This is a genomic window from Bradyrhizobium vignae, from assembly GCF_900324035.1.
Classification (GTDB): Bacteria; Pseudomonadota; Alphaproteobacteria; order Rhizobiales; family Xanthobacteraceae; genus Bradyrhizobium; species Bradyrhizobium vignae.
In genome coordinates, this window is sequence record NZ_LS398110.1 from 553,845 (window position 1) to 576,586 (window position 22,742).

A 22,742-nucleotide genomic window follows, 5' to 3' on the forward strand; every position below is an offset into this window, starting at 1 on the left:
GTTTCTCCACAGTCGCTGTCGTCCCTGCGAACGCACTGCGTTCGCAGGGACGACACCGAATTTGTTGCGAGAGCATCGCACCCATGACACCCATGCGGTTGACCAGTGAGTCTGTTCCCGTCACGGTAATCGCTCTGTTTGTCTAACCTTTCCACCCCCCATGCTCACCATCGCCAGCCTCTGGATTCCCTTCACGATCATTGCTGCGCTGGGCCAAGTCGCGCGCAATGCGATGCAGCGGTCGCTGACGAAGCCGCTGGGGACCTGGGGGGCGACCAATATCCGCTTCCTGTTCGGCTTCCCGTTCTCGCTGCTGTTCCTCGGCGTGGTGCTGGTCGCGACCGGCGATCATATCGGCATGCCGCCGGCCGTGTTCTGGCCTTGGCTGCTGCTCGGGGCGCTCAGCCAGATCGTTGCGACCGGCCTGATGCTGCTCGCGATGAACGACCGCTCCTTCGTCGTGACCACGGCTTACCTCAAGACCGAAGCGATCCAGACCGCGATCTTCGGCTTCGTCTTCCTCGGCGATCATCTGACCTGGCTCAAGGTGCTGGCGATCGTGATCGCGACCGTCGGTGTCGTCATCACCGCGCTGCGGCCCGGCGGAGAGAAGAGCTTTGCGGAGTTGAAGCCGACCATCACCGGCCTCGTTGCGGCCGCGGCCTTCGCGCTCTCCGCGGTCGGTTTTCGCGGCGCTATCATCACCGTGCCGAACGTGTCGTTCGTGACGGCGTCGTCGTTCACGCTGGTGCTCGGCCTGTTCGTGCAGACGCTGGTGCTGACGATCTATCTGCTCTGGCGCGCGCCGGACGTGTTGCGCGGAATCCTCGGCATGTGGAGGCCGTCGATGCTGGCGGGCTTCACGGGCGCCTTCGCCTCGCAGTTCTGGTTCCTGGCGTTCGCGCTGACGGCCGCCGCCAACGTCCGCACGCTCGCCTTGATCGAGGTGCTGTTCGCGCAAGGCGTGGCCTACTATTCGTTCAAGCAGCCGATCGCGCCGCGCGAGCTTGCAGGCATCGCGCTGATCGTGGTCGGCGTGGCGGTGCTGGTGGGCGTCTAAAGCGCGATGCGATTTGGATGAATCGTCATCGCGCTTTAGCTTGTTGTTTGCGCATGATCTTTCCGGAAAACCGCTTCGCACTTTTCCGGACCATGCTTTAACTGGCTGTCATTCCGGGGCGCCCGAAGGGCGAACCCGGAATCTCGAGGAACTCAGGTGCGCAGCTGCGCACCTGAGTTCGCGCTTTGCGCGCCCCGGAACGACGGTGCTAATTTCGGTCTTCCGGCAGCGTCGGCAGCGGCGAGACCTCGATGCCTTCGTCGATCAGCGACTTCGCCTCGTCCGGCGAGGCCTCGCCGTAGATCGGACGGTGCTCCTTGTCGCCATAGTGCATGGCTCGAGCTTCCTTGGCGAAACCGTCGCCGACATTGTCGGCGTTCTTGACGATGTGATCGCGCAGTTCCTTGAGCTTGGCGCGCAGCTCGCGCTCCTGTGCCATCAGCAGCGAGGTCGGTCCGGACGGTGTAGTGTCGGGTGTGGCCGCAGCCACGGCTTCCGGCGGAGGCGTCGCGCGACCCTTCTTGCCGACGATGCGCGGCGCCATGATCGCCTTGCCGACCTTGGCCGAGCCGCAGATCGGGCAGGTCACGAGCTTTCGCTTCACCTGCGAATCATAGGCCGACGAGCTCTGAAACCAGCTCTCGAAGTCGTGGCCGCGGTCGCAGCGAAGCGCGTAGCGGATCATGCCGAGCCCCGCACGAGGTGCAAATGGTCAGGCCCAGCCTTGGGATCGGAGACGCCGAAGCGGCGGCCGTGCTGGAGCGATGGAATGGCGCGGCGCGCCGTCTCGACCTTGGCCGGGTCGACCTTGGCCATGATAATGCCGGGCTCGACGTCGCCCTCGGCGAGGATCTCGCCCCAGGGATCGATGATCAGCGAGTGGCCATAAGTCTCGCGCTTGTTCTCGTGCAGCCCGGCCTGCGCCGCGGCAAAGATGAAGCAGCCGGTCTCGATCGCACGCGCGCGCAGCAGCACGTGCCAATGCGCTTCGCCGGTCTTGCGGGTGAAGGCCGACGGCACCGTGATGAAATAGGCGCCGCTCTCGGCGAGAGCGCGATAGAGTGCCGGGAAGCGCAGATCGTAGCAGATCGTCAGCCCGATGCGGCCCCAGGGCAGATCCGAGATCACGGCGGTCTCGCCCGGCTGGTAGTTGGCGGATTCGCGATAGCTCTCCCCGTCCGGCAGCTCGATGTCGAACATGTGGATCTTGTCATAGCTCGCGAGCACATTGCCCTCGGGCCCGATCAGGAAGGAGCGGTTGACCGCCTTCTCCGGCGAGAAGCGCAGCGCCAGCGAGCCGACATGAAGGTGGATCTTCAGCTCCGCCGCGAGCGCTCGGTACGCCTTCAGCGAAGTGTCGTCCTCTTCGCTCTGCAGGTGCTCGAACAATGCCTTGCGGTTCAGCTGCATCATGTTGCTGACTTCGGGCGTCTGCACGTAGTCGGCGCCATTGGCCGCAGCCTGCCGGATCAGCCTGGTCGCCTGTTCCAGGCTCGGCCCGGGCAGCAGGCCGGTGCGCATTTGCACCATGGCGGCGGTGAAGGTGCGATTCTCGCTCATATGGCGGCCTTGATGCTCTCGAGCATGCCGTCGAGCTTGCCTTCGCGATCGAGCGCATAGAGGTCGTCACAGCCGCCGACATGGGTGCCGCCGATCCAGATCTGCGGGAAAGTCGAACCTTGGCCGGCGCGGCCGTACATTTCCTGGCGCCAGGACGGGTTCTTGGCGACGTCGAACTCGGTGAAGGTCGCCTTCTTGCGGGTCAGCAGCGATTTGGCGGCGGAACAATAGCCGCAGCCCGGCCTCGTATAGATCTCGACAGCAGCAGTCATCTCGTCAGGCGCTCTCATGTCATGAATTCATTGAATTATATGGGACTTCACCTGACCTCCACAACCCGGGCAAACACCAGCACGTCGACCTGGGCTGCCTTGGCGCGGAGCAGGGCGCGCGCGCAGGCATCCAATGTCGCACCCGAGGTCAGGACATCGTCGATCAGGACGATGCGGCGGCCCTGGATCTCGGCTTGACGCTCGGCAGATACCTGGAATGCGCCCTGCACATTGGTGGCGCGCTGGGCCCGCGACAGGCCGATCTGCTGCTCGGTCGCACGCACCCGCCGCAGCACATCGCCCCGCACCCTGATCCCGCTCTGCCGTTCGATGATGCGCGCCAGCGCTCCGGACTGGTTGTAGCGGCGGCGCCAGGCGCGCCGCCAATGCAGGGGCACCGGCACCAGCATGTCGGCGCCCGCCAGCAGCTCGCCGCCGGCGCGCGCCATCCAGCGGCCCATGGCCGGCGCCAGATCGGTGCGGTCCTGATACTTCAGCGCATGGACCAGCGTGCGCGCGACGTCGTCATAGCGCACCGCCGCGCGGGCGCGCTGGTAGGCCGGCGGGCTCGCAATCGCCTCCATCGACAGCATGTCGGGACCGGGATCATAGACGAAGGGGATGCCGAGCCGCGGACAAAAAGGCCGTTCGATGAACCACAGCCGCGCCCAGCACGAAGCGCAAACACCCTCGCCCTCCACCGGCTCGCGGCAGGACACGCATAGTGTCGGCAGCGCGATGTCGAGCGCGAGCCGTGCTGCGCGCCACAGCACGCGGCCGCCGGCGGACCAGGCGGCACGCAGCGGTGCGGGGATGGAACGGGCAGGGGTGGCGTCGGCGTCCATGAGGAGAGGCTAGCGTTGCACCATAGATTGCTCAAGCCGTCGTCTCGTGCCCCGGACGCAGCGCAGCGCTCCTTCAGCGCTGCATTGCTGAGTCGGGGCCCATCTCACCGCGATCTGGCGCGCATTCCCTGGGTCCGGCTCTGCGCGGCGGCGCCAATGAGCACGGCGCGTCCGGATCACGAGAGTGATTGCCATGGCCGGCATGATCGGCGTAACCAGCGGCATGGCCCAGAACCGACAAACCCCGCCCGCTTTGTTCGATCGTGCCTTGCTGCACGCACGGCAGCGGCGTGCGCAGGCACAAGGTGCCGTGAGCTTCCTGCTCGATCGGGTCGCCGAGGACATGTCAGACCGGCTGGCCGCAGTGATGCGCGAGTTTCACGCTCCGGCTGATCTGTGGACGCCCGGCGAAGGTCTCAAAGTCCTACACGCGCGGCTTCCAGCGATGGCGCGGATCGCGATTGATGCGGCCGGCGCGGAAAAACTGCCTTTCGCACCCGAAAGCCTCGACCTCGTCGTCTCCGCCTTGGCGCTGCAATTCGTCAACGATCTGCCGGGCGTGCTTGCGCAGGTCCGGCGCGCGCTGAAGCCGGACGGGCTGCTGCTCGCCGCGATGATCGGCGGTGACAGCCTGACCGAGCTGCGCCAGGCCTTTGCCGCGGCGGAAGCCGAATGCGAGGGCGGTGTGTCGCCGCGCGTGGCGCCGTTCGCTGACCTTCGTGACATCGGCGCGCTGCTGCAGCGGGCCGGCTTTGCATTGCCGGTGACCGACGTCGACCGTGTCGTGGTGCGCTATGGCAATGCGTTCGCCCTGATGCAGGATCTCCGCCGCATGGGCGCGGCCAATGTGCTGATCCTGCGGCGGCGCACGCCGAGCCGGCGCGCGACGCTGCTGCGGATGGCCGAAATCTATGCCGAGCGCTTTGCCGATGCCGATGGCCGCATCCGTGCGACGTTCGACATCATCTGGCTGTCCGGTTGGGCCCCGCATGCGAGCCAGCAGCAGCCACTGAAGCCGGGGTCGGCCAAGGCGAGCCTGGCGGAAGCGGTGAAGAAGGCGGGGAAAGAGTGACGCGTGTCCCGGCCCCGCCGCAGCGTTCCTACGCTGCTGCGCGTCCGGGGCACGGCCCACCTCACATCAGCAAATCAATCAAATGCGGGATCAGCGGCATGTCCGCGGGCGGCATGGGATAGTCGCGCAGCTTGTTGGCGCGGACCCAGGCGAGGTTCTGGCCCTCGCGCGGCGTGACCAGGCCTTCCCAGCGCCGGCAGATGTAGAGCGGCATCAGGAGATGAAAGGTTTCGTAGCCATAGCTGGCGAAGGTCAACGGCGCGAGGCACGGCTCGGCGACCGTGATGCCGAGCTCCTCATGGAGTTCCCGGATCAGGCTCTGCTCCGGCCGCTCGCCGGGCTCTAACTTGCCGCCGGGAAATTCCCAGAGGCCGGCCAGCGCCTTGCCCTCGGGGCGCTGCGCGATCAGAATGCGCTTGTCGGCGTCGACCAGTGCGCAGGCCACCACCAGTGTCAATTTGAGATCGGCCATGCGTCTCTGTCGCTCGCTGAAGTTCGTCCGCAACGGTTTGTGTATTTCGAGGTGAGCCCGACGCAAGGGATTTCGGATGCCATGAACGCACTCTTCAAGAAGGCGGTGGCGGATGCGCGGATTTCGGGATGACGCCAGAGGCGTCATTCCGGGGCGATGCGCCGGCATCGACCCCGGAATCTCGATCGGCATAAACTTCTGGATTCCGGGTTCTCGCCTCGCGAGCCCCGGAATGACGGCCGGGGAGCCTACGACCTGTAGTCCCCATTGATCGCGACGTATTCCTTGGTGAGATCGCAGGTCATGACGCGGTCGCGGCCCTTGCCGAGGCCGAGCGAGACCAGAATCGCGATCTCCGGCGCCTTCATCGCTTCCGAGACCTGCGTTTCGTCATAGCCTGGATCGCGCGCGCCGTTCTTGGCGACGCGGATGCCGTTGAACGAGATCGAGAGCTTGTCGCGATCGGCCGGCTCGCCGGCCTTGCCGACCGCCATCACCACGCGGCCCCAATTGGCGTCTTCGCCGGCGATGGCGGTCTTCACCAGCGGCGAGTTGGCGATCGACATCGCGATCTTGCGCGCCGAAGCCTTGGTCTTGGCGCCCTCGACCGTGATCTCGACCAGCTTGCGCGCGCCTTCGCCGTCGCGGGCCACCTGCTCGGCGAGGTTGGCGAGCACCTGGTTGAACGCCTTGACGAACGCCTTCAGGCGCGGGTCGCTGGCACGGCTGATCTTTGGCGCCCCCTGCTCGGCAGCGGCACCTGTCGCAAAGGCCAGCAGCGTGTCGGAGGTCGAGGTGTCGCCATCGATTGTCACGGCGTTGAAGGTGTCCTCGACGCCGCTCTTGAGCAGGGCCTGGAGCGCGGCGGGCGCGATCGGCGCGTCGGTGAAGATGAAGGACAGCATCGTCGCCATGTCGGGGGCGATCATGCCGGCGCCTTTGGCCATGCCGTTGATGGTGACCTTGGCCTTGCCGAGCTTGACGGTGGCGGTCGCGACCTTCGGGAAGGTGTCGGTGGTCATGATCGCCTTGGCCGCGGCCAGGTAGTTACCGGGCTCTGCAGCCTCGGCGAGGCGGCCTAGCACGCCGTCGAACTTGGTCGCGTCCAGCGGCTCGCCGATGACGCCGGTCGAGGCCAGGAAGATCTCGCTTTCGCTGCACCCGACCGCCTTGGCCGCGATCTTCGCGGTCAGCGCGGTGGAGGCGCGGCCGGTCTTGCCGGTGAAGGCATTGGCATTGCCGGAATTGACCACGAGTGCGCGCGCCTTGCCGCCCTTGAGCTTGGCGCGGCACCATTCGACCGGTGCCGACGGGCATTTCGATTTGGTGAAGACGCCGGCCACCGCAGTGCCCTTGTCCATCACCGCCAGCAGCACGTCCGTGCGGTTCTTGTAGCGGATGCCGGCCTCGGCCGTCGCAAGGCGGACGCCTGCGATCACGGGCATGTCGGGAACGTGTTTCGGGGCGAGGGGAGAGACGGAGGAGGACATCGCAGGCGCCTTGGTGGGATCTGGACAAGCAGATGCCCGGCGCGGGGGCCGGGCATCACGAAGGCTTAGATACTCTTCACATCAGCGAAGTGACAGCGAATTCTTACTTCTTCGCCGGGGGAGCCATCTTGCTGTCGGAAGGCTTGGCGTCCTTGGAGGCATCCGCCGCCGGCTGGTCCAGCCGCTCGACCTTGGCTTCGGTGCGCAGCTTGGCGACGTAATCGGCCTGAGCCTTGCGGGTGACGTAGTTCTCGATCTGGGACTTGACCTGCTCGAAGTCCGGCGCCTTGCGGTTGCGCTTTTCCTCGACCTTGATGATGTGCCAGCCGAACTGCGACTTGACGGGATCGGAGATCTTGCCCGGCTCGAGCGCAAAAGCGACGGCCGAGAACTCCGGCACCATCTGCTCCTTGGTGAAGAAGCCGAGATCGCCGCCATCGGCGGAGCCCGGGTCCTTGGACTTCTTCTTGGCGAGCTCGGCGAAATCGGCGCCCTTGTCGAGCTCGGCCTTCACGGCCTTGGCCTCGTCCTCGGTCTCGACCAGGATGTGGCGGGCGCGCACCTCCTGCTCGCCGGTGATCTGCTTGGAGGCCTCTTCATAGACCTTCTTCATGGCGTCCGGCGTGGTCGCGGCCTTGCCCTCGTTGGCGAGCAGGCTGTCCATCAGAAGCCGGTTGCGGGCGAACGCCAGACGCTTTTTGAACTCCTCGCTGTCGGCGAGCTTCTTGTCTTCGGCAGCCTTGCTGACGATCTTCATGTCGATCAGGAAGGACAGGACGTTCTCGTCCTTGGTCGCCGGGTCCATCTGCGCGAGGCTCGGCCCGAGTTCCTCCTCGGCCATGGTGACGTCGCTCTTCTTGATTTCAGTGCCATTGACCTTCGCCAGCACCGGATCATCGGCGGCCCGGAGCGGGCCCGCGAACGCCAGGGACAGCGCCAGAGCGAGGCTGCCAGCCAAGGCGGAGGCATGGCGGAAACGCTGGCCGGTGGTTACCGGGAACGAGGTGGTCATGGAAAATCCTTATGTTGAAGCAGGGGCCTGCTCGAAGCGGGGCGGACACTCGCCCAATTCAGGGGGGCTTGGCAACGCGAAAAGTCTGTCAAAATGATGAATTAGCCGCAATGCGCCCGCCGTTGACAAGGCCCTGACCGGGCCATATCTCTGCCCGGTCGCGACCATGGCGATGGCGTTTATTTTGCTGCGTTTTTGGCCGTTGAACCCAGACTTGCCCAATTCCCACCCATATGGCGGATGACCCCCGCAGTCCGGGCTCTGACGCCGCGAAGCGTCACGGTGAGTTGATAGGCAGACGGGTGACAACTTCTTGGCTGCAACGCGGTTAAATCGCGAACACAGGAACTAAGCATGATCGGCGCGCTCGCCCGCAAGTTTTTCGGCTCCGCCAATGACCGGCGGGTGAAGGGATATCAGTCCCGCGTCAACGCGATCAACGCGCTGGAGCCTGAGCTTTCAAAGCTCTCCGACGAGGCGCTCAAGGCCCGCACCGCGGAATTCAGGCAGCAGCTCGCAAACGGCAAGACGCTGGACGACCTCCTCGTCCCCGCCTTCGCCACCGTGCGCGAGGCCGCCAAGCGCACGCTCGGCCAGCGCCATTTCGACGTCCAGCTGATCGGCGGCATGGTGCTGCATGAGGGCGACATCTCCGAGATGAAGACCGGCGAAGGCAAGACGCTGGTGGCAACGCTTGCAGTCTACCTCAACGCGCTCGCCGGCAAGGGCGTCCACGTCGTCACCGTCAACGACTACCTCGCCCGCCGCGACTCCGGCTGGATGGGCCAGATCTACGGCTTCCTCGGCATGACCACCGGTGTGATCGTGCACGGGCTCGACGATGCCGAGCGCAAGGCGGCCTACGCCTGCGACATCACCTACGGCACCAACAACGAATACGGCTTCGATTATCTGCGCGACAACATGAAGTACCGGCTCGAGGACATGGTCCAGCGGCCGCACTACTACGCGATCGTCGACGAGGTCGACTCCATCCTGATCGACGAAGCGCGCACGCCGCTGATCATCTCCGGTCCGCTCGACGACCGCTCCGACTTCTACAACACCATCGACACCTTCATGCCGAAGCTGGAGAAGGTGACCGACTACGAGGTCGACGAGAAGCAGCGCACGGTGACCTTGACCGAAGGCGGCATGGAGAAGCTGGAGACGCTGCTTCGCGACGCCGGCCAGCTCAAGGGCGAATCGCTCTACGACGTCGAGAACGTCTCGGTCGTGCATCACGTCAACCAGGCGCTGCGCGCCCACACGCTGTTCACCCGCGACAAGGACTACATCGTCCGCGACGGCGAGGTCGTCATCATCGACGAGTTCACCGGACGCATGATGCCGGGCCGGCGCTATTCGGAAGGCCTGCACCAGGCGCTGGAGGCCAAGGAGCACGTCGCGGTTCAGCCCGAAAACCAGACGCTCGCCTCGATCACCTTCCAGAACTACTTCCGCATGTACGAGAAGCTGGCGGGCATGACCGGTACGGCGGCGACCGAAGCCGACGAATTGTTCGACATCTACAAGCTCGAGGTCGTGGAGATCCCGACCAACCTGCCGGTCGCGCGTCTCGACGAAGACGACGAGGTCTACCGCACGCAGAAGGAAAAATACCAGGCCATCCTCGCCGAGATCGAGCGCGCCAATGCGCGGCTGCAGCCGGTGCTGGTCGGCACGGCCTCGATCGAGAAGTCGGAAGTGCTTGCCGAATTCCTCAAGAAGAACGGCTACAAGCAGATCGATTTCGGCAAGGAGGGCGCGCTGGACAAGCTCTATGCCGCGGCCCGCGCCGGCAAGCCGGCCAAGCTGTTCGCGGTGCTGAACGCGCGCTTCCACGAGCAGGAAGCCTATATCGTCGCCGAAGCCGGCGTGCCCGGCGCGATCACGATCGCCACCAACATGGCCGGCCGCGGCACCGACATCAAGCTCGGTGGCTCGCTGGAGATGCGCATCCAGCAGGAGACCGCAGGCATTACCGACGAGGCCGAGAAGGCCAGGAAGATCGAGCAGATCAAGGCCGACATCGAGCACTTCCGCGACATCGTGCTGAAGGCCGAGGAGACCGTCGAGGTCGAGCCGGCGAAGGGGAGCAAGTCCGCCAAGACCGTGAAGAAGCCCGGCGGCCTCTACATCATCGGCTCCGAGCGTCACGAATCCCGCCGCATCGACAACCAGCTGCGCGGCCGTTCCGGCCGTCAGGGCGACCCCGGCCGCTCGAAATTCTTCCTGTCGCTGGAAGACGACCTGATGCGCATCTTCGGCTCGGATCGCCTCGACAGCATGCTGCAGCGTCTCGGCCTGCAAGAGGGCGAGGCCATCATCCATCCCTGGATCAACAAGGCGCTGGAGAAGGCGCAGCAGAAGGTCGAGGCGCGCAACTTCGACATCCGCAAGAATCTCCTCAAGTTCGACAACGTCCAGAACGACCAGCGCAAGGTGATCTTCGATCAGCGCGTCGAGCTGATGAAGGACGAGAGCGTCGCCGAGACCATCGCCGACATGCGCCATGCCTTCATCGACGATCTCGTCGCCAAGCACGTGCCCGAGCATGCCTATGCCGAGCAGTGGGACGTCGCCGGGCTCAAGGACGAACTGAAGCGCGTGCTCGATCTCGACCTGCCGGTCGACGAATGGGCCAGGGAAGAGGGCATCGCCGACGAGGAGCTGCTCACGCGCATCGAGACCAAGGCCGACGAGCACATGGCGGCCAAGGTCGCGCAATGGGGCCCCGACGTGATGCGTTACGTCGAGAAGACCATCCTGTTGCAGACGCTCGATCATCTCTGGCGCGAGCACCTGATCATGCTCGATCATCTGCGCCAGGTCATCGGCCTGCGCGGCTACGGCCAGCGCGATCCCTTGCAGGAATACAAGACCGAAGCCTTCAACCTCTTCCAGGAGATGAGCGCTCATTTGCGCGAGGCCGTCACGGCGCAGCTGATGCGCGTCGAGATCGTCCCGCCGGAGCAGGAAGCCCCGGTGCTGCCTGCAATGGAAGCGCACAAGTTCGACCCGAGCACCGGCGAGGACGAGATGGCGCTCGCCAGCGTCACGCTGGCCCCGCAGCACACTGACGCCGCGCTGCGCGACCCCAAGAACCCCGCCAGCTGGGGCAAGGTCGGCCGCAACGAGGATTGCCCGTGCGGCTCGGGCAAGAAGTACAAGCACTGCCACGGGCGGTATGCGTGAGGTTCGAGTGAGGCGGGCCACCGCCGCCTCATTCTCCGTCATTGCGAGCGCAGCGAAGCAAATCCAGAATGCCCCCGCGGAGGGAGTCCGCAGCCTGCCTCGATTGCAGTCGCAACGATCAGCGCGTCATAAAATGCAAAATTGTGGCCACGGGCAAGCGTGAGCGCTGTAGCGTGCGTGTCAGCCGTGAGTGGCACGATGTCCGGGAAGCGGACACGAATTGACTGCACGGCGGCCTCGATGATCGGCCACTCCTGTCTCTGCTTCTTGCGCAGCACGTTGGTGAACTCGTTCAGCACCTGTGTGCTGATGACGCCACCGCCGGCAATCGTGTTCAGCGCCTGATCGCGCCGGACGTCGGTCGAGTAGGCGTAGATCAAGATATCGGCGTCGAAGAACGGGCTCACCGCTCGTTCGCTTCATGGCGCGGAACGCCTACTTCATCGCGGAGAAGCGGCTGTCGAACGAGTTCGACTGCACGATCGGCGCGGCGCCCGCCATCTGTCCGCTATCGGCTGCGCCCTCCGACACCGACGGCTTCAGCGCCGGACGGGTCTGAGCAAGCCGTGTATCCGGCTTTGCCGGTTCGGCGGGCTTGGCCGCCGCTACGGCCGGCTTCGGCGCATCCTTCGCGGTGTCCTTGGACTTGTCGTGCCCCGGCACGAATCTCGTCACTGCGGCCTTGAGCCGCGACGCGGCCGTAGGCGGGGTCGTGGACGTCTGGGCCGGAGCGACAGACGCGGTGGCCTGCTGCGGCGCTGGCGTTGCCGTCGCGGTGGTATCGGCGGCGCCGAGGCCCATCTTGCGGCCGAGGTTCGAGAAGAAGCCGCCGCTTGAGGCTTTTTCGGCAGGCTGCGCCGAGGCGACGCGGGTGCCGGTCGCGGGCACGGCGACCACAGGCTCTTCCTGCGGCGCGGGCGCGGACGCGACCGCATCGAGATTCGGCTTGGGCGGATTGACGTGGCCCGGGATCGTGCCCGGCGCCTTCGCCATCGCCAGCATCTGCAGCGTGGTGCCTTCGGCGCTCTCGGACAGGCCGGTCGAGCCTTCCGGAATTTTTGCGGCGAAGATCTTGTTCATGCCGCCGTCGATGCCGGTGTTCATGCGCGCCACCGGCGTGCCCTTGGCAACCAGCTTGGCGTATTCAGCCTCGTCCTTCGCCTGCTTCTCACGCACGGCGCTGGCGATGTCCTCGGGGATCACATAGGCCGGGCACTTGGCCGAGGCGTCGAACACCGGATCGCGCTTGGCGTCGGCCGGCTTGGCCGCGTCGAAGACGTACTTCTTCTCGCAGAAATCGACCTTCGGCTCCTGCCGCGTCACCTCGAAATGATCATAGCCTTCCTTGATCATCTTCCAGAACGGCATGTTCGGATTGTTCCGGTGCTTGGCCATGTTCACCGGCGTCATCCTGAACGGATAGGCCTGCAGCTGGAACGCCTTCTGGCCGCCGAAGAAGGATTCGCGTCCGAGCGAATAGATCTCCGCGATCTGCTCGTCCGTCATCGCGTAGCAGCCGCGCGAAGAACAGTCTCCGTGCACCATCAGCTGCGAGCCGGTGCGGCCCAGCGCCTTGTCGAACGCGTTCGGAAAGCCCGTGTTGAAGGAGAGGTAATAGGCCGACTGCGGATTCATCTGGCTCGGATTGATCGAGTAGAATCCTTCCGGCGCCTGGCGGTCGCCCTCACGCACCTTGGGGCCGAGATCGCCCGACCAGCGGCAGATCGGATAGGTCTTGAGCAGCGCGAACTGGCCGGAGCGGGTCTGCTTCCAGACCTCGAGCTCAGCCTCCTGCTTGAACAGGCGGACCAGGATCGGCGATTGCAGGTCCATGTCCTTCTCGGCCATGGCGGCGACCAGCTTCGGCGGCACCGGCTGGTTGGCCTTGGCGTTGGTCGCGAGCGAGACCTGGTCGGTGTCGCAGCCGGTGAGCAGAACGCCGGCCGTCATCAGCGCAACCGAAGCCAAGAGCGCGCGAGCAAGCGAACGAGAAATCAAGATGGACCCCACACCGTGCCGGGCAGCAAGCGCGAACCCCAATTCGTTTGGCGCATGATCCGACCGGGTACCCCGGAGGCCCGTCGCAACGGGCCTTTTTAGACCACGCTCCAGCGCTTATGCCCTGAAGCCATTGATTAAAATTCTAACCTCTGGGTCATGTGGTCGCAACCCAAGCGGGGATCACGAGGACGTTGGCCCAAAGGTGTGGTCAACAGAGACTTAAACTGGGCCGGAACTTGGGCCCTGCGGCCGAGCCGGCACTGAGATCGCCGATTTGGGCAAAAAAAGGGTTAACGCGGGGTTACCGGGGGGTCTCGTGCCCCGGCTCCGCGGAGCGTCACTACGTGCCGCCCCGCGTCCGGGACACCAAATCGAGACGAATCAGCCCAGTTTCCGGCCGATATCGAGGAATTTCTGCCGCCGCTGCTTGCGGATCGCATCCCCGTCCAGGCCCCGGAGCTCGTCAAAGGCCTTCGCGATGGCCTCGCCTGTGGTGGCGATCATGGCGGCGGGGTCGCGATGGGCGCCGCCGACGGGCTCCTTCAGGATCTGATCGATCACCCCGAAGCGGAGCATGTCCTGGGCGGTGATCTTCATGTTGTTGGCAGCTTCCTGCGCCTTGGTGCCGTCGCGCCACAGGATGGAGGAGGCCGCCTCCGGCGAGATCACGCTGTAGATCGCGTGCTCCAGCATCAGCACCCTATTGGCGGTGGTGATGGCAATGGCGCCGCCCGACATGCCCTCGCCGGTGATGATGGCCACGTTCGGCACGGTCAGCGCCAGGCACGCGTCGGTCGAGCGCGCGATCGCCTCGGCTTGTCCCCGCTCTTCCGCGCCTATGCCGGGATAAGCGCCGGCGGAATCGGCGAGCGACAGCACCGGCAGGCCGAACCGCTCGGCCATCTCCATCAGCCGCACGCATTTGCGATAGCCCTCGGGCCGCGCCATGCCGAAATTGTGCCGGATCCGGCTCTCGGTGGAATCGCCCTTTTCCTGGCCCATCACGCAGATCGGCTCGCCGCGGAAGCGGCCGAAGCCGGCGACCAGCGCCTCGTCCTCGCCGAACTTGCGGTCACCGGCGAGCGGGGTGAATTCGGTGATCAGGCCCTTGATGAAATCGTTGAAATGCGGCCGCTGCGGATGCCGCGCAACCAGCGTCTTCTGCCACGGCGTCAGGTTCGTGTAGAGGTCGGCCAGCGCCTGCGCCGCCTTGTCCTCGATCCGGCCGATCTCGTCGCTGATGTCGGTGCCGGAGGCAGCGAGCGCGCGCAATTCGTCGACCTTGGAGTCGAGCTCGGCGACCGGCTTTTCGAAGTCGAGATAGCTGCGCATCTGGTCTTGCATCAACTCAATATAAGGGGACGGGGCTAAAGAAGCGAAGCGAGGTTAGGGTCACGGACAGAAGTGTAGCGTCTTCAATGGTTTGACTTGTGTGCTCGTGGCAGCCGGCCAAATCATGCGTGAGGCCACGGCTCTTTCTGCGGAGATGTGGTCGAAGTCAAGGCGGTTTCCTGGGATGCCCGTAGCCCGGCTGGAGCGGAAAGCGCAATCCGGGAAGGTCTGTCCGCGAGGCGAGTACCCCGGATTTCGCTTGGCGCTCCATCCGGGCTAACGGTGCGTCACTTCTCCGCCAGCGGGTGAAGGTCGCGCACCAGGCTCTTCAGCCGCTCCTCGACCACGTGGGTGTAGATCTGGGTCGTGGAGATGTCGGTGTGGCCGAGCAGGGTCTGGACGATGCGCAGATCCGCGCCGTTGTGCAGCAGGTGGCTGGCAAAGGCGTGGCGCAGCACGTGCGGGGAGACCAGGCGGGCTTGAAGCCCGGAGGCGATTGCGAGCTCCTTGAGGTCGCGGGCGAAATGCTGCCGCGTCAGATGTCCGCTCTCGCCGAAGGAGGGGAACAGCCATTTCGAGGTGGCCACGCTGTTTTTCTTTTCCGTCTTTGCCGCGTCCGTCGCGGCGAGATAATCCGCCATCGCCTGCCGCGAGGCCTCGTTGAGCGGCACCAGGCGTTCCTTGTTGCCCTTGCCGCGCACCACGATCATGCGCGCATCGCGCTTGGCCGCCGAGCGCGGCAGCGCCACCAGCTCGGAAACGCGCAGGCCCGTGGCGTAGAGCACCTCGAGCAGGCAATAGAGCCGCAAAGCGCGCAGCCGCTTCGAGGGCGAGGCATCCTCCGCCTCGCTCAATTCCTTCGCGCGGCGGAGCATGCGGTCGACGTCCGCGATCGACAGCACTTTTGGCAGGCCGCGGCCGCGCTTCGGGCCGGACAGGATGGCGGCGGGATCGTCGGCGCGGATGCGCTCGTTCAGCAGGAAACGATAGAGATGCCGCATCGCCGACAGCCGCCGGGCGACGCTGGTGGATTTGAAGCCGCGGGTGTCGAGATCGGCGAGGTAGTCGCGCAGGACCTGCGTCTCCGCGTCCGCGAATGTATGACCGACCCGGTCCAGAAATTCCGAGAAATCGGTGAGGTCGCGGCGATATGCGTCGAGCGTATTGGGCCCGGCGCCCTGTTCCGCCGCGAGCATGTCGAGGAACAGGCCGGTGAGCTTGGCGTCTGAGGGCTGGGTAGGCATGCCCTGGAGGCTAGCTCCTATTTCTTGAGAAACTTATCCGGCGGGATCGTCACCGTCATTTCCCGCGGCTTCGGAGTGACGAAATTCGCCAGCGCGAAGACCACGCCATAGACGATGCCGGCGATCACGGCGACGACCGTCAGGAAGCGGAACAAGCTCGGCATCGTTCTGAGGTCTCGGGTAGGGGTCCAGGCAGCCAAATTAACCAATGAAATCATCCAACATGTTCGCCGTTTCGTGGCAAGAGTCCTCTGGCGAGGGCCCCCATGGGGTCGTATAGGTGGCCAAACCATGCCGCATCTGGCGGCGGTTCGAGCCAGATCCAATCGAGCGAGACAATGTCCGACGCCGCGTTGCCGCTTCCTGCTTCGCCTGAGGCCGACATCCTGTCGGCGCTCGGTGCGCGCTCGATCGTGCTCGTCGGCATGATGGGAGCGGGCAAATCCACCATCGGCCGGCGCATGGCTCTCAGGCTCAAGCTGCCCTTCGTCGATGCCGACACCGAGATCGAGGCGGCGGCCGGCATGACCATACCGGAAATCTTCGAGCGCCATGGCGAGCAGCATTTCCGCGATGGCGAAGCCCGTGTGATCGCGCGCCTGCTCGACGGCGGTCCCGCGGTGCTGGCGACCGGCGGCGGCGCCTTCATGCGCGAGGATACGCGTGCGCGCATCGCGGAGAAAGCGATCTCGATTTGGCTCAGGGCGGATCACGACGTCATCATGCGCCGCGTGCGCCGTCGTGCCGACCGTCCGCTGCTTCAGACCGCGGATCCCGAAGGAACCGTGACGCGCCTCCTCACCGAGCGCGAGCCGGTCTATGCCAATGCCGACCTCACGATCGCCTCGCGCGACGTGCCGCACGACAGAATCGTCGAGGAATGCATCGCGGCGCTGCACGCCCATCTGTGCGGCGGACAGGCCGCCCAACCACCTGCCGACGTTGCGAGTGCCGCACGATGACCGCGCCGATGAAACATTCCGATCCCGTCAAAGTCGGCGTCGCGCTGGAAAATCGCGCCTATGACATCGTCATCGGCCGCGGCGTGCTGTCGTCGCTCGGCGAGAGGGTCGCAGCCTTGCGGCCGGGCGTACGTACCGCTGTTGTCACCGACCGCACCGTCGCGAAATACTGGCTCGAGCCGACCGAGGCCTCGCTCGCGGCCGCCGGCATCCCGACCTCGCGCATCGTCGTCGAGGAAGGCGAAATCTCGAAGACCTATGCCGGCCTCGAAAAGGTCAGCGAAGCCCTGATCGCCGCTCGAATCGAGCGCAACGATCTCGTCATCGCGCTCGGCGGCGGCGTGGTCGGCGATCTCGCCGGCTTTGCCGCGGCGATCCTGCGCCGCGGCGTCGATTTCGTGCAGGTGCCGACCTCGCTGCTGGCGCAGGTCGATTCCTCCGTCGGCGGCAAGACCGGCATCAACTCGCCGCAGGGCAAGAATTTGCTCGGCGCCTTCCATCAGCCGGTGCTTGTTATCGCCGACACCGCCGTGCTCGACACGCTGTCGCCGCGTCAGTTCCGCGCCGGCTATGCCGAGGTGGCCAAATATGGCGTGCTCGGCGACGAGGCCTTCTTCACCTGGCTGGAGAAGAACCATTCCGACATCTTCAAGGGCGGCTCCGCGCGCGAGCATGCGATCGCGACCTCCTGCCGTGCCAAGGCCGGCGTCGTCTCGCGCGACGAGCGCGAGACCGGCGAGCGCGCGCTGCTCAATCTCGGCCATACCTTCGGTCACGCGCTGGAAGCCGCGACGGGTTTCTCCGACCGCCTGTTCCACGGCGAGGGCGTCGCCATCGGCATGACGCTGGCGGCCCAGTTCTCGGCGAAGCTCGGCATGATCGGCGAATCCGATGCGGCACGCGTCGAACGGCACCTGATTGAAGCGGGCCTGCCGACGCGCTTGCAGGACATCGCGGGCTTCGCGCAGGAAGGTCTTGCCGATGCCGACGCGCTGATGACGCTGATGGCGCAGGACAAGAAGGTCAAGCGCGGCAAGCTCACTTTCATCCTGCTGGAGGCCGTGGGCCGCGCCGTGATCGCGAAGGACGTCGAGCCGGCGCCGGTGCGCGACTTCCTGAAGGAGAAGCTCGCGCAGAAGGCCTGATGCGCGGCGGAGCTTTATCTCGCCAACGCGTTTTCGAGCGAAGTGGATACCGGCTCGCGTCAGGAAAACGCGTCAAAAGTAGCTAGAGTGGTGCATGGACTGGCTCGGATTCACCATCGTCGTCCTCTGCCTCTTGGTCTCGGCGTTCTTCGCCGCGAGCGAGACCGCGCTGACCGGCGCCTCGCGCGCCAGCATGCTCAGGCTTTCCAAGCAGGGTAATCGCGACGCCGACGTCGTCTCGGACCTGCTCGACATGCGCGAGCGCCTGATCGGCGCACTGTTGCTCGGCAACAACATCGCCAATATCGGTGCATCCGCGCTCGCAACCGGCATCTTCACATCGTGGTTCGGCGATGTCGGCGTGCTCTATGCCACCGGCGTGATGACCGCGCTGGTGGTGATCTTCGCCGAGGTGCTGCCCAAAACCATCGCGATCAACGCGCCTGACCGCATCGCGCTCGCGGTGGCGCGGCCGATGCGGCTGACGATGTATGTGCTGGGCCCGCTGCTCAGAGTGGTCGAGGTCATCGTACGCCTGCTGATGCGGCTGTTTGGCTTGGCCGGCGAGCATCAGGCCATTCTGTCTCCGACCGAACGCTTGCGCGGCGCGGTCGATCTGTTGCACCACGAGGGCAAGTTCGAGAAGCAGGACCGCGACATGCTCGGCGGCCTCTTGGACCTGCGTGAGCTCCAGGTGTCCGACGTCATGATCCATCGCACCGAGATGATGATGATCAACGCCGATCTGCCGCCGGAAGAGCTGGTGCGCGAGGTGCTGGCGACCGAATACACCCGCATTCCGCTCTGGCGCGAGAAGCCGGAGAACATCATCGGCGTGCTGCACGCCAAGGATTTGCTGCGCGCGATCCGCGCCTCCGACGGCGACACCTCACGCATCGACGTCTCCACCATCGCGCTGCCGCCCTGGTTCGTACCGGAGATGCGTCCGGTCTCCGAACAGCTGAAAGCGTTCCGCCGGCGGAAAACCCATTTCGCGCTCGTCGTCGACGAGTATGGCGAGGTCGAAGGCCTTGTGACGCTGGAAGACATCCTGGAGGAAATCGTCGGCGACATCTCCGACGAGCACGACGTCGTGGTGGCGGGCGTGCGCGCCCAGCCGGACGGCTCCGTCGTGGTCGACGGCTCGGTGCCGATCCGCGATCTCAACCGCGCCATGGATTGGCACCTGCCCGATGAAGAGGCGACGACGGTGGCCGGCCTCGTCATTCACGAGGCGCGCTCGATCCCCGACCGCGGCCAGAGCTTCACCTTCCACGGCTTCCGCTTCCGCGTCCTCCGCCGCGAGCGCAACCGCATCACCGCGCTGCGCATTTCGCCGGTGCCGCGCGAGGCCGAGCTGGAAGAGGCAAAGCCGAGAAGGGCGGGGACGTCGTTTTAGTCTCCCCACCGCTGTCGTCGTCCGCGCAGGCGGACGATCCAGTACTCCGCGGCGGACCTAACTAGTGCGGCGGAGTACTGGAGCCCCGCCTGCGCGGGGCATGACAGCGGAATTTGCGGCAGTCACCCTTCCCCCGGCGCCTGCGCATGGATCGCGAGCGCGTGCACGCCGCCGGAGAGTTCCGCGGCCAGCGCCGAATTTATCATGCGATGGCGGTCGACCCGGCTCTTCCCTTTGAAGGCGGCAGACACGATATACACACGGAAGTGCGTCTCACCTCCCGGCCGATGGCCGGCGTGGCCTTCATGCAGATGTGACTCGTCGACGACTTGCAGGCTTTCAGGCGTGAAAGCTTCCTGCAACTTGTTGCTGATAGTGTCTTTCATAGCCATCTGTGCCATTAAGGTGTGCGATCGCACCCCGTCAATACCCGGACGTCCGAGGTCACTGCGACCGGGTGCTCAGCGAATTGCAATGTCAAGACTTGAAGGTTTGTGCATTGCGTAGTCAAAGTCAGCCATGCCGATCGATTCATCAAAGTTCTTCGACTCCATCCGCGTCAAGCCGAGAGGCGCGAAACCGGAAGCGAAGCCGCGCGAGACCGTGGTCGCCTGCGAATGGGCCGGCTGTCAGAACAAGGGCAGCCATCGCGCGCCGAAGGGACGCGAGAACCAGCGCGAGTACTGGCACTTCTGCCTGGACCACGTGCGCGAATACAACCAGAACTACAATTTCTTCTCCGGCATGAATGCCGAGGCCGTCGCGCGCTACCAGAAGGATGCGCTGACCGGCCATCGTCCGACCTGGAAGATGGGTGCCAATGGCGGCAAGAAGGGATCGGAAGCCGAGATCGATGGCGCCTTCGATCCGTTCAGCATGTTCTCAGAGATCAACGGCCGCGCCAGCTGGCGCGGCGGCCCGGAAGCTGCGCCCAAGCCCGAGACGCGCAAGGTGATGAACGCCGAGCGCAAGGCGCTTCAGGTCATGGGCCTCGGCGCCGACGCCACGCTCGCCGACGTCAAGAGCAAGTACAAGGCGCTGGTCAAGCAGCATCATCCGGACGTCAATGGCGGCGACCGCTCCACCGAAGACCGTCTGATCGAGATCATCAAGGCGTACAACTATCTGAAGACGGTGGTGCGGGAGGCGTAGGGCCTCGCAGCTTCCTTTCCTCCCCAAGCGTAATCCGGGACCTTTCTCTCACAACCACGACTTTCCCGGATTACGCTTGCCGCTCCATGCGGGGCTACTTCGTCACGCCTCCGGCATCGCCCCGACATAAGACGAGCTCGGCCGGATCAATCGCCCGGTCCGCTGCTGCTCGCGCGCATGCGCGGTCCAGCCTGCGCTGCGTGCCACCGCGAAGATCGGCGTGAACGCCTGCCGTGGAATCGCCAGCGCATCGAGCAGGATCGCGGTGAAGAACTCGACATTCGTCTCCAGCGGCCGATCCGGATTCTTCTTGCGCAGCGCTTGCCGAATATAGGCCTCGACCTCGCCGGCGAACGGCAGGTCGGTGCCGTTGGATGCGAGCGCCTCGACCGCGGCCTTCAGCACGTCGGCGCGCGGATCGCGCACCCGGTAGACGCGGTGGCCAAATCCCATCATCCGCTCGCCACGCGCCAGCGCCGCATCCACCCACGGCTGGATGCGCTCGCGCGAGCCGATCGCGTCGAGCATTTCCAGCACCGGTTCCGGCGCGCCGCCATGCAGCGGACCCGTGAGCGCGCAATAGCCGGCGGTCACTGCGGCAAACAGGTCGGCTTGCGTCGAGGCCACCACGCGCGCGGTGAAGGTCGAGGCGTTCATGCCGTGATCGCTGGCGGTAACGAGATAGGCATCGAGCGCGGTGACCTCGCGCGCCGCAGGGGTGCGTCCGTGCAGCATGCGCAGCGTGTCGGCGGCATGGCTCGCGTTCGGATTCGGCGCGACCGGCGATAGTCCCTTGGCGCGCCGGACCAGCGCGCCCGCGATCACCGGAAATGCGCCGACGATGGTCGCCTCATGTTCCAGGCCGTGCTCCGCGCGAAGCCCGGCGACCGCTGCGCGGAACCCGTCGATAATGCCCATGCCGCGCGTCGCCGGCAGCAACTCGTCCAGCCGCGCGAAGGCGCGCTCGCGCGCCGCGCCCAGGCTCGCCCGCACATTGGCTTCGCTGCGGCTGGTCCCGCTCGCGCCATTCCAGAGTCGGGCGGTGACGCCCTCGAAGCTCGATTCGGCAGCGAGGCGCCCGACATGCTCGCCGGCGATGATCAACTCGCCGCGCTCGCCATCGACGTGGCTCAGCACGGTCTCAGCCGCGGGAACGCCGTCCAGCCCGATCTGGCTTTTGGTGAGGTGGATGTTCATGGCCTGTCTCCTTTCACGACTGGAAAGGTCGGGCCTCTCGACAGATTGATCAATCTTGATTACATGAATCAATATGAAAAATTCTCCGGAGCTGTACCTGTCCGCCCGGGAAGCCGCTGCCGAGCTCGCGATCTCCCCGGCCACCCTTTATGCCTATGTCAGCCGCGGCCTGATCCGCTCCGAGCCGACGCCGGATTCGCGCAAGAACCGCTACCGCGCCGAGGACGTCCGCGCGTTGAAAGAGCGCCGGGTGCCGTCGCCGGAACCGCGCGGCCTGCGCAGCTTCGATGCCGACCTGCCGGTGATGGACACCGAGATTTCGACCATCACGGAGGAGGGCGCGATCTATCGCGGCGTCAATTGCGTCGATCTTTCCGACAGCGACACGCTCGAGCACACCGCGACGCTGCTCTGGGACGTCTCCGGCGTCGATCCGTTCGATCCGGACAATCAGCCCGAGATGTCCGAGGAGATGCGCACGATCGCAGCGGCTGCACACCGCGCCGCGCCGATCGACCGCGCCATCGCGGTGCTCGCGCTCGCCGCCAGCGCCGATCCGCGCGCCTTCACCCGAGCGCCCGACGGCCGCGCCATGGTCGGCGCGCGCATCGTCCGCCTGCTGGTTGCGACCATGCTCAACGCGGAGCCGTCGGCCGAGCCGCTGCATCAGCAGGTCGCGCGCGCCTGGGCGGCGGACAACAAGCACGCGCCCGACCTGATCCGCCGCGCGCTGGTGCTGCTCGCCGATCATGAGCTGAATGCCTCGACCTTCACCGCGCGCTGCGCCGCGTCGACCGGCCTCAATCTCTACGACTCCGTCATCGCCGGGCTCGCCGCGTTGAAAGGGCCGAAGCACGGCGGGGCCGGCGTGCTGGCTTCGCAGCTGGTCAAGACGCTGGTCGACCGCGACGTCGAGCCGATGGTGCGCGAGCGCGTCGCGCTCGGCGAGCGTTTCGCGGGTTTCGGCCATGGCGTCTACAAGCGCGGCGATCCCCGCGCGCAATCGCTGCTGAACGCACTCTCCCGCGCCGGCGCGCCGCGCAAATTCACCCGCGAGGTGCCCGAGCGGATCGCCGAAGCGACCGGCGAGTTCGTCAACATCGACTATGCGCTCGCAGTCCTCGTGCACGCCCTGCGCCTGCCGGCGGGCAGCGAGCTCGCACTGTTTGCGATGGCCCGAAGTGTCGGCTGGATCGCCCATGCCAGCGAGCAATTGCAGTTCGGCAAGCTGATCCGGCCCAGGGCGCGCTACGTCGGGCCGGCGCCAGGGAGACGGGCGGGGAGTTCGTGATCGCTCCACTTGCGGTCCGGTTCACGGCGGCAGCAGAA

22 protein-coding genes are annotated in these 22,742 nt (G+C 65.5%); 8 read left to right on the forward strand and 14 right to left on the reverse strand.

Annotated elements, in window-relative coordinates; translation table 11 throughout:
- Positions 1–160: 160 nt before the first annotated feature.
- The gene (locus tag BRAD3257_RS02620) at positions 161–1,060 is read left to right on the forward strand and encodes an EamA family transporter (RefSeq protein ID WP_122400535.1); all 900 of its coding nucleotides are present in this window, start codon (positions 161–163) and stop codon (positions 1,058–1,060) included.
- 208 nt (positions 1,061–1,268) lie between these two features.
- Here BRAD3257_RS02620 and BRAD3257_RS02625 read toward each other — a convergent pair whose 3' ends face one another.
- From BRAD3257_RS02625 to BRAD3257_RS02640, 4 genes are read right to left on the reverse strand one after another with little or no spacing between them, the layout of a single operon-like run.
- Positions 1,269–1,745 carry a DUF1178 family protein gene (locus BRAD3257_RS02625; RefSeq protein ID WP_122400536.1) on the reverse strand — a complete coding sequence of 159 codons (477 nt, stop codon included), beginning with the start codon at positions 1,743–1,745 and terminating at the stop codon, positions 1,269–1,271.
- Positions 1,742–2,620, reverse strand: coding sequence for a carbon-nitrogen hydrolase family protein (locus BRAD3257_RS02630; protein ID WP_122400537.1), 879 nt, complete (start codon positions 2,618–2,620; stop codon positions 1,742–1,744). Before BRAD3257_RS02630 ends, BRAD3257_RS02625 begins: the two co-directional genes overlap by 4 nt.
- Positions 2,617–2,892: a glutaredoxin 3 gene (gene grxC / locus BRAD3257_RS02635; protein ID WP_122400538.1), complete on the reverse strand. Its 276-nt coding sequence runs from the start codon at positions 2,890–2,892 to the stop codon at positions 2,617–2,619. Before grxC ends, BRAD3257_RS02630 begins: the two co-directional genes overlap by 4 nt.
- 47 nt (positions 2,893–2,939) lie before the next feature.
- Positions 2,940–3,737 (reverse strand): ComF family protein, encoded by a 798-nt coding sequence (locus BRAD3257_RS02640; protein ID WP_122400539.1) that lies wholly within the window; start codon positions 3,735–3,737, stop codon positions 2,940–2,942.
- A gap of 202 nt (positions 3,738–3,939) precedes the next feature.
- Here BRAD3257_RS02640 and BRAD3257_RS02645 point away from each other — a divergent pair, with 202 nt between their 5' ends.
- Entirely contained in the window at positions 3,940–4,809 is an 870-nt protein-coding gene (locus BRAD3257_RS02645) for a methyltransferase domain-containing protein (protein ID WP_162500536.1), read from the forward strand.
- A 61-nt stretch (positions 4,810–4,870) separates the two neighbouring features.
- Here BRAD3257_RS02645 and BRAD3257_RS02650 read toward each other — a convergent pair whose 3' ends face one another.
- The 3 genes from BRAD3257_RS02650 to BRAD3257_RS02660 form a co-directional block, all read right to left on the reverse strand.
- Positions 4,871–5,281 carry a (deoxy)nucleoside triphosphate pyrophosphohydrolase gene (locus tag BRAD3257_RS02650; protein WP_122400541.1) on the reverse strand — a complete coding sequence of 137 codons (411 nt, stop codon included), beginning with the start codon at positions 5,279–5,281 and terminating at the stop codon, positions 4,871–4,873.
- 248 nt (positions 5,282–5,529) lie between these two features.
- Complete coding sequence (gene argJ / locus BRAD3257_RS02655) at positions 5,530–6,771, reverse strand: bifunctional glutamate N-acetyltransferase/amino-acid acetyltransferase ArgJ (RefSeq protein ID WP_122400542.1); 1,242 nt, start codon at positions 6,769–6,771, stop codon at positions 5,530–5,532.
- A 103-nt stretch (positions 6,772–6,874) separates the two neighbouring features.
- Positions 6,875–7,783 (reverse strand): peptidylprolyl isomerase, encoded by a 909-nt coding sequence (locus BRAD3257_RS02660; protein ID WP_122400543.1) that lies wholly within the window; start codon positions 7,781–7,783, stop codon positions 6,875–6,877.
- A gap of 354 nt (positions 7,784–8,137) precedes the next feature.
- On the opposite strand from BRAD3257_RS02660, the gene secA reads away from it, so the two are divergent.
- The gene (gene secA, locus BRAD3257_RS02665) at positions 8,138–10,981 is read left to right on the forward strand and encodes a preprotein translocase subunit SecA (protein WP_122400544.1); all 2,844 of its coding nucleotides are present in this window, start codon (positions 8,138–8,140) and stop codon (positions 10,979–10,981) included.
- Positions 10,982–11,019: 38 nt separating this feature from the next.
- On the opposite strand, the gene BRAD3257_RS02670 is transcribed toward secA, so the two are convergent.
- The 5 genes from BRAD3257_RS02670 to BRAD3257_RS02690 all read right to left on the reverse strand — a co-directional run bounded on the left by BRAD3257_RS02670 (position 11,020) and on the right by BRAD3257_RS02690 (position 15,722).
- Positions 11,020–11,388 carry a PIN domain-containing protein gene (locus BRAD3257_RS02670; protein WP_122400545.1) on the reverse strand — a complete coding sequence of 123 codons (369 nt, stop codon included), beginning with the start codon at positions 11,386–11,388 and terminating at the stop codon, positions 11,020–11,022.
- Positions 11,389–11,416: 28 nt separating this feature from the next.
- Positions 11,417–12,931, reverse strand: coding sequence for a L,D-transpeptidase family protein (locus BRAD3257_RS02675; protein ID WP_244607848.1), 1,515 nt, complete (start codon positions 12,929–12,931; stop codon positions 11,417–11,419).
- Between the two features lie 432 nt (positions 12,932–13,363).
- Complete coding sequence (locus BRAD3257_RS02680) at positions 13,364–14,326, reverse strand: acetyl-CoA carboxylase carboxyltransferase subunit alpha (RefSeq protein ID WP_122400547.1); 963 nt, start codon at positions 14,324–14,326, stop codon at positions 13,364–13,366.
- Positions 14,327–14,601: 275 nt separating this feature from the next.
- Complete coding sequence (xerD, locus tag BRAD3257_RS02685) at positions 14,602–15,558, reverse strand: site-specific tyrosine recombinase XerD (protein WP_122400548.1); 957 nt, start codon at positions 15,556–15,558, stop codon at positions 14,602–14,604.
- A gap of 17 nt (positions 15,559–15,575) precedes the next feature.
- Positions 15,576–15,722, reverse strand: coding sequence for a hypothetical protein (locus BRAD3257_RS02690; protein ID WP_035710058.1), 147 nt, complete (start codon positions 15,720–15,722; stop codon positions 15,576–15,578).
- Positions 15,723–15,896: 174 nt separating this feature from the next.
- Here BRAD3257_RS02690 and BRAD3257_RS02695 point away from each other — a divergent pair, with 174 nt between their 5' ends.
- From BRAD3257_RS02695 to BRAD3257_RS02705, 3 genes are all read left to right on the forward strand, one after another.
- Complete coding sequence (locus BRAD3257_RS02695; protein ID WP_122400549.1) at positions 15,897–16,520, forward strand: shikimate kinase; 624 nt, start codon at positions 15,897–15,899, stop codon at positions 16,518–16,520.
- Positions 16,517–17,665, forward strand: a complete 1,149-nt coding sequence (gene aroB, locus BRAD3257_RS02700) for a 3-dehydroquinate synthase (protein ID WP_122400550.1) — start codon at positions 16,517–16,519, stop codon at positions 17,663–17,665. The genes BRAD3257_RS02695 and aroB overlap by 4 nt, the downstream gene beginning before the upstream one ends.
- Positions 17,666–17,759: 94 nt before the next feature.
- Entirely contained in the window at positions 17,760–19,064 is a 1,305-nt protein-coding gene (locus tag BRAD3257_RS02705; protein ID WP_122400551.1) for an HlyC/CorC family transporter, read from the forward strand.
- Positions 19,065–19,186: 122 nt separating this feature from the next.
- Here the strand turns inward: BRAD3257_RS02705 and BRAD3257_RS02710 are convergent, their stop codons facing one another.
- The gene (locus BRAD3257_RS02710; protein ID WP_122406336.1) at positions 19,187–19,456 is read right to left on the reverse strand and encodes a BolA family protein; all 270 of its coding nucleotides are present in this window, start codon (positions 19,454–19,456) and stop codon (positions 19,187–19,189) included.
- Positions 19,457–19,583: 127 nt separating this feature from the next.
- Here BRAD3257_RS02710 and BRAD3257_RS02715 point away from each other — a divergent pair, with 127 nt between their 5' ends.
- Complete coding sequence (locus BRAD3257_RS02715) at positions 19,584–20,216, forward strand: J domain-containing protein (RefSeq protein ID WP_122400552.1); 633 nt, start codon at positions 19,584–19,586, stop codon at positions 20,214–20,216.
- A gap of 102 nt (positions 20,217–20,318) precedes the next feature.
- On the opposite strand, the gene BRAD3257_RS02720 is transcribed toward BRAD3257_RS02715, so the two are convergent.
- Positions 20,319–21,413 (reverse strand): citrate synthase/methylcitrate synthase, encoded by a 1,095-nt coding sequence (locus tag BRAD3257_RS02720; protein ID WP_122400553.1) that lies wholly within the window; start codon positions 21,411–21,413, stop codon positions 20,319–20,321.
- Between the two features lie 73 nt (positions 21,414–21,486).
- Here BRAD3257_RS02720 and BRAD3257_RS02725 point away from each other — a divergent pair, with 73 nt between their 5' ends.
- Complete coding sequence (locus BRAD3257_RS02725) at positions 21,487–22,704, forward strand: citrate synthase family protein (protein ID WP_122400554.1); 1,218 nt, start codon at positions 21,487–21,489, stop codon at positions 22,702–22,704.
- Positions 22,705–22,742 lie beyond the last annotated feature (38 nt).